The organism is Pedobacter sp. AC379 (assembly GCF_979258145.1).
In genome coordinates this window covers 2,158,008-2,170,851 of sequence record NZ_OZ409839.1, presented here as the reverse complement: position 1 = coordinate 2,170,851, position 12,844 = coordinate 2,158,008, and the positions used below count along the sequence as shown (strand labels likewise).

9 protein-coding genes are annotated in these 12,844 nt (G+C 39.2%); 1 reads left to right on the top strand and 8 read right to left on the bottom strand.

Annotated features, from left to right (window positions below; translation table 11 throughout):
- Nucleotides 1-2 precede the first annotated feature (2 nt).
- The 7 genes from ACZZZW_RS09585 to ACZZZW_RS09555 all read right to left on the bottom strand — a co-directional run bounded on the left by ACZZZW_RS09585 (nt 3) and on the right by ACZZZW_RS09555 (nt 8,769).
- Entirely contained in the window at nt 3-1,283 is a 1,281-nt protein-coding gene (locus ACZZZW_RS09585; RefSeq protein WP_463493084.1) for a sugar isomerase, read from the bottom strand.
- Nucleotides 1,284-1,706: 423 nt separating this feature from the next.
- Nucleotides 1,707-3,827, bottom strand: a complete 2,121-nt coding sequence (locus ACZZZW_RS09580; RefSeq protein WP_463493083.1) for a bifunctional aldolase/short-chain dehydrogenase — start codon at nt 3,825-3,827, stop codon at nt 1,707-1,709.
- 26 nt (nt 3,828-3,853) lie between these two features.
- Nucleotides 3,854-4,948: an L-rhamnose/proton symporter RhaT gene (gene rhaT, locus ACZZZW_RS09575; protein WP_055910502.1), complete on the bottom strand. Its 1,095-nt coding sequence runs from the start codon at nt 4,946-4,948 to the stop codon at nt 3,854-3,856.
- 438 nt (nt 4,949-5,386) lie between these two features.
- On the bottom strand, nt 5,387-6,238 hold the full coding sequence (locus ACZZZW_RS09570; RefSeq protein WP_463493082.1) for an alpha/beta fold hydrolase: 852 nt from the start codon (nt 6,236-6,238) through the stop codon (nt 5,387-5,389).
- Between the two features lie 18 nt (nt 6,239-6,256).
- Nucleotides 6,257-6,724, bottom strand: a complete 468-nt coding sequence (locus ACZZZW_RS09565; RefSeq protein ID WP_463493081.1) for a pyrophosphohydrolase domain-containing protein — start codon at nt 6,722-6,724, stop codon at nt 6,257-6,259.
- Nucleotides 6,725-6,963: 239 nt separating this feature from the next.
- Complete coding sequence (locus ACZZZW_RS09560) at nt 6,964-7,698, bottom strand: LytR/AlgR family response regulator transcription factor (protein WP_463493080.1); 735 nt, start codon at nt 7,696-7,698, stop codon at nt 6,964-6,966.
- A 63-nt stretch (nt 7,699-7,761) separates the two neighbouring features.
- Nucleotides 7,762-8,769 carry a sensor histidine kinase gene (locus ACZZZW_RS09555; RefSeq protein WP_463493079.1) on the bottom strand — a complete coding sequence of 336 codons (1,008 nt, stop codon included), beginning with the start codon at nt 8,767-8,769 and terminating at the stop codon, nt 7,762-7,764.
- A 206-nt stretch (nt 8,770-8,975) separates the two neighbouring features.
- On the opposite strand from ACZZZW_RS09555, the gene ACZZZW_RS09550 reads away from it, so the two are divergent.
- Entirely contained in the window at nt 8,976-11,393 is a 2,418-nt protein-coding gene (locus ACZZZW_RS09550) for a TonB-dependent receptor domain-containing protein (RefSeq protein WP_463493078.1), read from the top strand.
- Between the two features lie 120 nt (nt 11,394-11,513).
- On the opposite strand, the gene ACZZZW_RS09545 is transcribed toward ACZZZW_RS09550, so the two are convergent.
- The gene (locus ACZZZW_RS09545) at nt 11,514-12,809 is read right to left on the bottom strand and encodes an esterase-like activity of phytase family protein (RefSeq protein ID WP_463493077.1); all 1,296 of its coding nucleotides are present in this window, start codon (nt 12,807-12,809) and stop codon (nt 11,514-11,516) included.
- Nucleotides 12,810-12,844: the final 35 nt, after the last annotated feature.

Sequence of the window (12,844 nt, the reverse complement as noted above, 5' to 3'; positions counted from 1 at the left end):
AATTACAAACCTGTGGCAACAGTATTTCCGCGGTGATTAACTAATTGATTTCTAACACCTAAATCGCGGTATAATGCAATTGGTGATAATGCCGCTCCTGCCCTCAACCTGGCTTCGGCTACTAAAGCCCTTAAATCGCTACGGAAAGTATGTTGTAAAATTTCTTGGGCTTTGGCTACATCGTTATTGTTCTGCGCTTCGTTTAATGCTTTTCTATCTACCAGTAAAGCTTGTGCATAGGCAATCATAATGGCCTCTACCGATTGCAATAAATCTTCTAAAGGATCTTTTACATTGTGCGAAGCATCGATCATCCAACCCAGATCTTTTGCATGGTTCATTCCTTTAGCATCCATACCTTCTACCAGTTCATTAAATATCAAAAATAACTGGTAAGGCTTAATGCTTCCTGCGGTTAAATCATCATCGCCATACTTGGAATCGTTAAAGTGGAAACCACCCAGTTTTCCTTCCATTAAAAGTAATGCAACAATCTGCTCAATGTTTGCATTAGGCAAATGGTGACCTAAATCTACCAATGTATAGGCTTTTTTACCCAATTTACTCGCATACAATAAAGACTGTCCCCAATCTCCAACCGTAGTAGAATAAAAGTTAGGTTCGAAAGCTTTATACTCCACAAATATCTTCCAATCTTCTGGCAGGGCCGAATAGATTTCGTGTAAACTTTCTAAAGTGTTTTCGAAAGCTTTACGGAAATTTAGTTGTCCGGGGAAACAAGAACCATCGGCAAGCCAAACGGTTAAAGCATCAGATCCCAGTGCAATACCATGTTTAATTACTTCTATATTGTGCTCAATTGCTTGCTTGCGGATATCTTTATTAACATTTTGCAATGAACCAAATTTATAGCTGTGTGCAGCACCTTTCTGATCCTGAAAAGTGTTGGAGTTCATGGCATCGAATTTTAAACCGTAGCCAGCAGCCAAAGTTTTTAAAGCTTCTGCATTTTGAGGGATATCCCATGGAATGTGAAGTGAAATTGCTCCACTGGCACCGTTCAGTGCATGCAACAAACCAACATCTTCAATTTTTTCTTCGATTGTACGCGGTTCTCCACCGGTAATGGCAAAACGGCCAAAACGTGTTCCGCCTGTGCCTAATGCCCAGCTTGGAATTGCAATTTGAAAATCGACCAGTTTCTGGATTACGCTTTCGACATCAACATGTGCCCAATCTTCTTTCAAAAAAGAAAGCTTACGCTGATGAGGGGTTAAAAGGGAGTCGTTATGTTTTTCTGTTTGGTTCTGCTCGATATTCATAAGAATATTTGGTTTTTATTAGGTTAATTATTGTGGCGATACAATCGCCTTTCTCATTCATCCTCGTTATAAACGAGGACGATTATAAAAATTTAAAGTCATTTTCGGTCTGTGATTGAACACAGACCGGTTAAACAACTTACTAAAACTGATTTTAAAACTATTACATTGTGGGCTATGTCTTAGTAGACCACTATTTTATTTTGTTTTTCGGTCTGTGAGGATAAAGACCGAGGATTTTATTTCATTCTAATTATCCATGGTCTGTTATCCATGGTCTGTGTCCTCACAGACCATTTCCTTACTTCTTTTTCAGTATGTGAGGACACAGACCGAGGATTTTATTTCATTATTATTATCCATGGTCTGTTATCCATGGTCTGTGTCCCCACAGACCATTTCCTTATTTCTTTTTAACCACCATTACCTCACAAATGCCATAGCTACCCCGCCATCAACATTTAGAACATTTCCGGTTGATTTATGCAGCAAGCCACCTACAAAAGCGAAGCAAGCATTAGCAATATCATCTGGTAAGATAATCTGATTTAACAATGTACGTTTTGCATAATAAGCCGGTAACTCTGCTATGGTAATTCCGTAAGCTTTCGCACGGCCTTCTGCCCAGCCCCCTGCCCAGATATTGCTATCGCTGATTACTGCATCAGGGTTAACCACATTTACGCGGATATTATCGGCTCCGAGTTCGGCAGCATTTAATCTGCTTAAGTGCAATTGTGCTGCTTTTGCACTTCCATAACCGGCATTGTTTGGTCCGCTTACCAAGGCATTCTTGCTTACAATATTAATGATATCGCCACCAATATTTTGCTTTTGCATCGTATTTGTTGCAGCTTGGGTAATAAAAAACTGGCCTTTTACCAAAACATCATATAACAAATCCCAATCTTTCTCTGTATGATCGGCAATGGTTTTAGAAATCGATAATCCTGCATTGTTTACAATAATATCTACCCCGCCAAAAGCGAGAGCGGCAGAATCAAAAGCAGCTTTAATATCAGTTTCGCTGGTTACATTTAAAACGGCTGTGCTGTAAGAATCCTTACCATAAAGGCTTGCAAATTCATTACCTGCTTCTTCTAAACGCTCAGCGTTCATATCATTCAAAATCACCACTCCACCTTCAGCCACAAACTTCTTGGCAATTGCTTTGCCTATGCCGCCTGCACTGCCGGTAATCAGGGCAATTTTTCCTGTTAAAGGTTTTGGCTTAGGCATGCGTTGTAATTTTGCTTCTTCCAACAACCAATATTCAATATTAAATGCTTCCTGGTGTGGTAATGAAGTATATTGAGAAACGGCCTCAGCACCTTTCATTACGTTAATGGCATTGATATAAAATTCTGCAGCCACTCTAGCCGTTTGTTTATCTTTAGAAAAAGTAAACATTCCGATACCGGGATATAAAATTACTACTGGATTGGTATCACGGATAGCAGGGCTGTTTGGATGTTTACAGGCTTCGTAATAAGCAGTATACATTGCTCTATATGCTTCGAAAGCAGGTGTTAGTGTTTCTTTTAACGCTTTAACATCTGATAAATCGGCATTACTTTCCAATGTTAAAACCAGCGGACTGATTTTGGTTCTTAAAAAGTGATCGGGACAGCTGGTACCCATCGGTGCAAGACGATCAAGATCATTGGAATTGATGAACTCCAAAACACGGCTATCATCGGTAAAATGACCAATCATGTGCTGTTTAGATGAACACAAACCACGTAAAACAGGCGCTAAAGCTGCTGCTTGTTTTTTACGTTGGTCTGCAGCTGCACTTTCAATTTTCTGTCCGCCAAAAACAGGACCTTTTTTACCATAATTCTGCTCAAGGTATTCAGAACAGATTTCGATTACTTCTAAGGTATTGAGGTAACTTTCGTAAGCGGTATCGCCCCAGGTAAACAAACCATGTGAACCTAACATGATGCCACGGATGCCCGGATTTTCATCTAAACATTGTTTTAATTGCAAGCCCAGTTCAAAACCTGGTTTTTTCCATTCTACCCAACCAATTGTTCCTCCGAACAGTTCTTCGGTAATCTTTTTACCATCTTTAGCGGCCGCAATTGCAATGGCAGCATCCGGATGCAAGTGATCAATATGTGCAAATGGCAAGAAACCATGCAAAGGTGTATCAATTGATGGTGCTTTGGAGCTTAAATCGAAAATACAGTGGTTAAACAATTCAACCATTTCATCTTCGTAAGCTACGCCACGGTAAATATTTTTAAGGCTACGTAAACGGTCAACATATAATGCTGCAAGGTTACTTTTCTTTAGTGTACCCAAATCGCCACCTGATCCTTTTACCCACATTACTTCGGTTTCCAAACCTGTAAGCGGATCTTTTTCCGATAATTTGCATGAGGTATTGCCACCTCCGTAATTGGTTAAGCGTAAATCTGCTCCCAATAAATTAGAGCGATAAATTAAGAGGGCAACTTCATCTCCCGCAAGTTTTGCGGCTTCCTCTTCATCCCACAGATAGCTTACATGCTTATAACTTTTCGTATCGATTGACATTCTAATTTTATATTTAAATTTTATTATTATCCTTTAATTGAATTACCATAACCTACAATGAGTACTGAAATGATAATGGTTAAAATTCCTGCTAAAACGGTCATCAGGGTTTTTCTTGAAACGCCTTTCCATTCTTTTAATACTAGCCCCCAGATGTTGGCAATTAAGATGATAAAAGCCATGTGCAGAATCCACGAACTGGCACCATTACCCATTTTGCTTTCGCCCATGCCATAGAAAAAGAATTGTAAAAACCAGGTTGTACCGGCCAGTGCAGAAAAAATATAGTTTTTTAACAGTGGTGTTTTTGCATTGGTATAATCGCCAAATGTTTTGTTGCGGGCATTTAAAACCATACACCAGATAAAGTTTGTGGTTAAACCGCCCCAAAGTACAATGATGTAGGTTACGTTATTTGAGAATAGAAAGTTGCCCGCTTCAGCAGGGTTTGCAGCTTTCCAGATGGCATTTGCAGCATCGGCCATAGGCTTACCAGCTTCGATACCGAAATTGAAACAAGCACTTAAAACACCTGAAACAATACCTACAAATAAACCGAGACCGAACTTGTACTCTGTTTTCACCTCCAGTCCGTGCGGATCGGTAACACCAGATTTTGTTTCCTTTTCTTTCATCATACCTGCCTTACCGCAGATTACAATACCGAAAACACAAACCAATAAGCCAAGCAATACCATTCGGCCCCAATCGGTATGCAGAAACATGGTAAATGTATCTTTACCGGCCTGAGGAAAAAAATCAAAATATATGGATGGCAAAATTGAACCCAGCACCATGCAGAGCCCTAAAATAATACTGCTCCCTAATGATACACCCAGATAACGAACGCCTAACCCATAGGTTAAACCGCCAATGCCCCAAAGAATACCAAAGAAATAGGTTAACCATAAAATATTGCCATGTGTAGCAGTGATAATTGCACCAAAATTAGGAACGGTTAAATAAGCTGCTAATGGCGGAACGATTAACCAGGAGAAGATTCCTCCAACAATCCAATAACTTTCCCAGGCCCAGCCTTTAACTTTTTTGTATGGAATATAAAAACTTCCAGAGGCGAAACCACCGAAGAAATGAAAAATTACACCTAGAATTGCTTGCATGCGTGATTAATATATTTGGTTGGTCTAAAATAGAATTTACAGTAATTTTAACTGTTATGCACTGTTATGGATGAAGGGTAATTTGAAGTTTGGAGCCGGGAAACGGAGGTAGGCAGAAAAAGCGTAAAATTATGAGCGGCCTTTTGGTATTATCGGGGAATTGTTTTCCCGCAGATTGAAGAAGATTTACGCAGAATTTTGTATAAGGTTGGATTGGAAACTTATTAGGGGCTTTAAAGATTGCTTCACACTTGGCACATTCCTAAGCCTTCAGTTCGAAATGACGGTTTTTCATAAAATTACTTTGAAACCTTCCTGCCGTGGGCAGCGATAGATCATAGTTACTTTGAAACCTTCCTGCCGTAGGCAGCGACAAAGCAAAGTTACTTTGAAACCTTCCTGCCGTGGGCAGCGGCAAATTATATAAAAATTGATTAATTAGTTCAAGGCTTCTACTTTGCAGACAATATCTTCGATTACCTCTACAGATTTAAGGATTTTATAATGTCCAACCTCTTCAAATGATTTTGCGCTGATGGCAGGGTATTTATCCAGGAATTCTTTAAGATAAGTATAGGGCGAAATGTGGTCAGCAGGATCGTAAGCTAGAAAATGATCTAAATCCGGGCTTAACTGATAAAGGTTGGTAAGATTAAAATGGCTGGCTTTAACCGGGAACTCTTTGGCAAAATTGCTAAAAAATATTTCCTGATGTGCAGTTCCGATGCTTACAGTATCTAAACTTTGTTCGAAGTTTTCTTTAAGTCTGATTAATGGCGCAATGCTGATCAGCAAATCAGGTGTTAAACCCAGCTCCTGTAAAGCAATTACATTGGCCATGCCGCCTAATGAATGTCCGATTAATACATTGGGCTGTACATAATTTAAGGCAATTGCTTTTACTGAATCGGCATAAAGCATCAGGTTGGAAAATTCTGAAACTGAACTTCCATTTCCGGGTGCATCAAAGGCTATAATCTCCAGCTCTTCATTCTTTTGAAGTGCTACAATCAATTCATAAAAATCTAAAGCTTTTGATGCCCAACCATGGGTAAGCAGCACTTTGCGTTTGCCACTACCCCAGCTAAAACAGTTAACGGTTACTTCGGCATTGGTAAAATAAGTATCAAAAACGCTCAAACTGAACCGTTTTGATTCGGCAATAAGCTGTTCCTGATGCAAGCGTAAAGGCATTTTAGGGGAGTAAAAAATGAATTCACGCATTAAAGCTAAATCAGGATCTGCCTGTGTTAATTTAAGCTCGTTTACAATCTGTTTCAGCCTTTTCAATTCGAACTTATTTTATCGTTAAACCAAGTGAGATTTTAAATCTGCAGGAGAATAGTTGATCGATTTTAAGGTTTTGTCGTCCGATTTCCTGAATACGAGGAACAGTCCGTCTATTTCTTTGTAATAAGATTCTGTTTGATCTTTATCTAAATAAAACTGGATCGTTTGTTCTGCTTCTTCTACCGTTTTGCAGGCTTTGCTCATGTTTGAGCGGTGAACTTCATCAAACAAAGTCTTAAACTTTCCACCTAAACCAAATTCGTGGATGGCACCGGCAAGCACATATTGCAAATCGCAAAGCGCGTCAGCAACCTCTACCAAGTCATTATTTTCTACCGCTTCCTGTAGTTCTTTCAACTCTTCAGCTAAGAGTGAAATGCGGAGATTGGCCCGCTGCTTTGAAGGAATAACCGGGTTATCTAAAATGGGATGTTTAAAGGTAGTGTGAAATTCTGCAACCTGGTTAAGCGAATTGGTTTCTTGCATGGTAATAACTGATTTAATCTTTATGCAGCAAACTTAAAAAAAACGGGAGATATAATGGGGAGAATTTATACACAATGGTGGCGGGTGGGGTATTCTGATCGGATAGTTATCGGATTTATTTCAGGATTTTTGTGCGGATGTTTGCCACAGATTTGCACGGAATTAATTTTTTACCATTAAGGAGTTAAGAGATTAAGAAAACGGATGTTTAACAACATAACAATTAACCAATCGATTAATTAACCGTTCTTCTTGCCTTCCCTTACTACTTTGAAAAACTCTTCTTTATAGGTTTCGCCAATCGGAATCGCCTGATCGTTAATGTAAACGGTATTACCATCAATCATTTTGATTTTTTCAATAGAGATGATATACGATTTATGAATGCGGTAAAATGGTGGCTGAGGCAGTTCGGTTTCGAGCTCGCGCAGTGCCTGGTAAGTGATAATTCTTTGGCTGGCAGTATAAACCGAAACATAGTTTTTCAGTCCTTCAATGTACAGGATGTCTTCGTAATCTACCTTGATAAATTTATTCTTGGTATCGCCTTTGATGAAAATAAAATCATTTCCTTGTGCAACTTGCTGAACAATCGTTTCCTGCTGTACAGGTACCACAGGTGCTAAAATCTGTTGTGCTTTAGTGGCTGCTTTATAAAAACGCTCGTAAGAGATTGGTTTAAGCAAATAATCTACCACATCAAGATCAAAACCTTCCAAAGCGTATTCGGGATAGGCCGTGGTAAGGATTACCTTGCATTTGCCACCACAGATTTTTAAAAACTGGATCCCTGTTAATTCTGGCATCTGGATATCTAAAAAAACAAGATCTACCTTTCCTTCCTGAACCAGGTTAAGTGCTTCAAAAGCATTGGTAGTGGTTCCAACCAATTCTAAAAATGGTGTTTTATTGATAAAAGCAGCAATAATATCTGAAGCGTAAGCTTCATCATCAACAGCAAGGCAACGGATCATATTAGGGAGTTATGGTTTGGCGATTAGCAGTAATTAAACTTATATAACGATACAAATTATCATTTACAGATTTAAAATCAAAGTACTTTTATAAGTATTGCTATTGTTAGAAATCAGTAACTCATGTTTATCAGGATAAATCAGATCCAATCTCCGGTGAATATTAACCATCCCTACCCCACTTGAATGGTCTTTTTGTGCATGGCTGATCTTATTGCTTACCTCAAAACTTAAACGTTTGTTTTGCACCTTTAATTTAATGCGCACAGGCTGGGTTTCATCATTTACCACGCCATGCTTAAAGGCATTTTCTACAAATGGAATTAATATCAGAGATGCAATTTTTTGATCGGTAATGCCTTCGGTAATAAAATCTACATAAAATTTTGGTTCGAAACGCATTCTGAAAAGGGCCACGTAACTTTCCAGATATTCAACCTCTTTATCTAAACTTACCTTCCCATCCGGACTATCGTTCAGGGTGTAGCGCATCAAATCAGACAAACGCAATACTGCATTGGCCAGTTTATCCGAAACGGGAATAGCCAGTGAATACACATAATTTAAGGTATTATACAGAAAATGAGGATTGATCTGCGATTTAAGAAACGACAGTTCTGCTTTAACCACTTCTTCTTTAAGTTTTCGGTTAACCTGCTCGGATTTAAAACTCTGTTCAATTCCATAAGCGGCAGCGGGGGTTACAATGAAACCTAAACTCCAATAAATATTATCAGAAATGTAGGCCCAGGCAGTTGTGCGGTCGTCGTAATTATGAAAACCAAACCATTTTAAATAAAGCACTTCTTCTATTAAGTACCTTAAGGCAATAAAAACCCCGATGGTAAGTATAATGCCTCCGATTAACTGGGGAACTTTATTTTTCTTTAAAAACCTTGGATATACCCATAGGTAGCAGATGTAGAACTCTATCAGTTGTATAAAATTCATAGAGATACTAAAGGCCGACTTGTTAAAAGTAATGCCATCAATTAAGTATCCTCCATAAAAATAACCCAATACAAGTACCCAGCACAGAATATGGATAGATATGATTTTTATTGTTTTCATGTTCTAAAACTATGCAAAGCTTTTTTAACTGCCTATTTTCTTATTCCAAACCTGTAAATAATTATCCCAACCTCTACATTTTAAGGATCAACACCGTTTAGCAGGGAAAAAAGCATTGGGATAATATTTTAAGGGGTTGGGATTATATAATTTTCGGGCTGATGCAACCTCTTCATCTTTGAAACGTCAATTATAAAACAAACACGATGATGAATATTTTATTTAAAACCGCTCTTTTTCTGTCCCTTATTTTCACTCTGCAATCTACCTTCGCTCAAAACATCAAAGTAAGCGGAACGGTTACCGATAAAAGCAATAAAGCACTCGATTATGCTTCTGTAGCACTCATTCATTTACCAGATTCGGTTTCAATTGCTTTGCAGGCAACCAACCAACAGGGCTTGTACGAGTTTAATCATGTTAAAAGTGGCCGGTACCTGATTAAAGCGCTGATGATGGGTTACGGTAAAAATGAATCTGCTGCCTTTGAAGTAAAAGATTTAGCGGTTAAAGTGCCTTCAATTGTACTCACAGATCGTTCTGAAAACTTGAAAGAGGTAAATATTAGATCCAAAATGCCTGTAATCGATCAAAAAGCAGATCGGGTTATTGTAAATGTGGAACAAATGAATACTGCTGGCGATAATGCTTTGGAAGTAATCAGCAGATCGCCGGGTGTTAAACTGGATAAGGATGATAACATTGTGCTTAAAGGTAAAAAGGGTATTAACGTAATGATTGATGGCAAATTGAGCTACATGTCGGGCATGGAGTTAACCACCTACTTAAAATCTTTACCAGGTTCGGTGCTAAGCAAAATAGAGCTGATTTCTAACCCTCCATCTTCTTTTGATGCTGCCGGAACCGGAGGTATTATCAACATTAAACTGAAAAGAAATAAAGTGCAGGGCTTTAACGGAAACGCAAATTTAGGCGGCGGTTATGGCCGTTACGAAAAAGTTTACGCAGGCACCAACCTTAATTATAACATTGGCAAAGTAAGCACTTATGTACGTTTAAATGCAGGCCACTATAACTCATTTAACAGGTTAACACTAAACCGTACCATCGGCGATGAGCAATACAACCAGGTAAATTTCTGGCACCCGGTAACAAACAGTTTAAATTACTCTACAGGTGCCGATTATTTCATCAATGAAAAACATACGCTAGGCGTTATGGTAAAAGGTTTCACTGCGCCTGAAGAAACCAAAGTAAACAGCAATTCGGTAAATTATAATGCAGCCGGGGCAAAAATGGGCGGAACATCAATGTTCAACCCGCAAAGCAACACCGAAAAAAACCATGCATTTAATTTAAATTACCGTTTTAAAACAGATACTCTGGGTGGAGAACTGGGTTTTGATGCCGATTATGTTCAATACGATAACAGTAAAAACGAAACCTTTACCAACAATTACCTCAATGCCAATGATCAGTTAATTGGCAACCCGGTTGATCTCCGCAACAATGGCATGGGCAAGGTATCCATCTATTCGGTTAAGGCAGATTACAGCTTAAACTTTAACAAAACATTAAAAATGGAAACGGGTTGGAAAAGCAGCTGGGTAAAATCGCAGAGCGATGTGCGTTTTGATTCGTTAAAAACCGCTGGCTGGATTAACGATCCCCGCCGTACCAATTTGTTTTTGTATAATGAAAACATAAATGCGGGTTACCTTTCGCTTGATCAGAGTTTTAAAAACGTACAGATCAAAGCCGGCTTGCGTGCTGAGCAAACCTTGGGCGATGGTAGCTCATCAGGCACCAATACCACAATAGAACGGAAATACTGGAAGCTTTTTCCAACTTTTTTTGTTTCATACAAAATCGATTCGAACAACCTGGTTACCGGAGCCTACCGCAAAAGCATTAACCGCCCTTCGTACAGCAGTTTAAATCCTTTTACCTTTTATACCGATCCTTATACCGCCTTACAGGGTAACCCACTGCTACAACCCTCTTATGCAAACAGCCTTGAATTTAATTATTCGTTAAAAAATTTCAGGGTACTTACATTAAGTTATTCGGTTGGCAGCGAATCCATTTCGGAGGTAATTTACCAGAACAATACCACTAAAGAAAGTATCTCCAGACCAGAAAACCTAAACCGTACGGTAAGTTTTTATGTAGCCACAGGCAGCCCATTTGATGTAACAAAATGGTGGAACAACAATACAGAGGTTTCTGCCGCTTACAATAGTACTTCTTCACCGGTACAGGGGGCAGGATACAATGCATCGTCATGGAGCTGGGGTTTTAGTACCGATAACACCATTACCCTACCCAAAAACTATAGTATTTCGGTATTTGGTTTTTACGAATCGCCTTCGGTATCCGGATTGTTCCACAGTTTAGAAAGTTATCAAATTAATTTAGGTGCTAAAAAAACCTTTTGGAAAAAGAATGCAACGGTTTCATTTAAGGTAAATGATGTTTTTAACACGAGCAAGTTCAGGGCAAACCTGGCGTACAACAATATCAATACCTTTTGGCAAAACGAATGGGAAAGCCGCAAGGTAAGCCTAAGTTTTACCTATAAATTTGGTAATATGAAAATAAAAACTGCCCGCAACAGAAGAACCGGAACAGCTGATGAAGAAAACAGGGTTGGTAAGAATTAAAATCAGATAGGTTTGGTATTGTCGCCATTCGCGCGAAGGCGCGAATACTAATACAAAATGCTTTAAAATTCCCAACCCGATAGCTATCGGGTTGGGAAATGATGAATCACTCCAAATATCCTAAAGCTTAACTTTCACAAAATACAATCTGTTCCGATCAACTGAATTGGTTAACGGCAAAATTTTCTGTGCAAAACCACTAGCGCCATTATCTACCACACCAAAATCATCATCGTTAGAAATTACAAGTATATTACCCTGTAATAAAGCCAATCCTTCTGCTTTATCGTGGGGATAAACTGAAGGCAGGTCTTTTAAAAGATCTAAAACAACAGTTTTACTAACCGGAGTGATGCCTGCGCCACTTAAACCGGCAGCATTATTTAACTCTTCTACCGTTTTGCCTCCATATAGTTTACCTGTAGCACCATTCGCAGCATCAGAAATATCGGTAGCTCCACTAATGTCAATTTTAAAAACCTTTTTAAATGCTGCCGGATTGGAAGCCGCACCACCATACAACCCATCACGCTCGATGGTTAAAAAAGTTGTACTGTTAACGGCCACAATATCGCTTACACCTGTTAAAGAAACATTATCCATTAGGTAAGCATATTGTTTAGTTGCTCCACTTGCAATATCGAAAGTCAGAATCCTTAATACAACTGAATTGGCAACAGCATTTTTTGAAGGATTGTACATTGGCGACTGCATCATCCCCACTAATGTTTTCCCATCAGGAGTAATGGCAAGGCCTTCCATACCACGGTTTGCTCTTCTATTGGCAAATACTGCCGGGATTCTTCGTCCACCAGTACCAGTTCCGAAGGGATTAATACGTTCTATGGTTTTGCCGGTAGCATCAAAATGTGCAATATGAGGACCATACTCATCACTGATCCAAAATGACCCATCAGCAGCCCTTACCAAACCTTCAGAATCGATACCATCGGCACTTGGCGCAATTACCTGTCCGTTTAAGTCGTAGGCCGTTTCTCCCGAAGCACCCATTCCGGCAGGATTCGGAAGTCCGTTTAGTTTATCGCCACTGACATTTTTCAGGTATATGGTTTCTTCAAGAATTAGTTTACCGTCTTTCAATCTGAATTTTCCGATCTGAGGATCAAAATCCGGCTTGCCGATGATGATTGAGTTTGCAATCTGCCCGGCAACATTCGAACCCCTATCGGTTAGCATATAAAAAACATCAGGCGAATTGGGATCAGCAGCTAGCGCCGAACCAAAGCCACCATTGTACACCTTTACGCCAGCAGCGGTAGTGAAAAGTACCGGAGGATCGGCAACTTCTGCTACATTGGGATAAGTGAGTGCTGTTGGGGTTTCTTCGTGGTTCTTTTTACAAGATACCATACCGATAGATGCCGCAGTAATTAGGGCAAGTAAATCTCTTTTCATTTAAATGGAATATTTTTTAAACAAAGCAAGGATGT

Coding starts and splice junctions, on each gene's coding strand:
- ACZZZW_RS09555 (WP_463493079.1), bottom strand. CDS start 8,769: ATGAAAACAATAAAAATCATATCTATCCATATTCTGTGCTGGGTACTT.
- ACZZZW_RS09585 (WP_463493084.1), bottom strand. CDS start 1,283: ATGAATATCGAGCAGAACCAAACAGAAAAACATAACGACTCCCTTTTA.
- ACZZZW_RS09560 (WP_463493080.1), bottom strand. CDS start 7,698: ATGATCCGTTGCCTTGCTGTTGATGATGAAGCTTACGCTTCAGATATT.
- ACZZZW_RS09545 (WP_463493077.1), bottom strand. CDS start 12,809: ATGAAAAGAGATTTACTTGCCCTAATTACTGCGGCATCTATCGGTATG.
- rhaT (WP_055910502.1), bottom strand. CDS start 4,948: ATGCAAGCAATTCTAGGTGTAATTTTTCATTTCTTCGGTGGTTTCGCC.
- ACZZZW_RS09580 (WP_463493083.1), bottom strand. CDS start 3,827: ATGTCAATCGATACGAAAAGTTATAAGCATGTAAGCTATCTGTGGGAT.
- ACZZZW_RS09550 (WP_463493078.1), top strand. CDS start 8,976: ATGATGAATATTTTATTTAAAACCGCTCTTTTTCTGTCCCTTATTTTC.
- ACZZZW_RS09565 (WP_463493081.1), bottom strand. CDS start 6,724: ATGCAAGAAACCAATTCGCTTAACCAGGTTGCAGAATTTCACACTACC.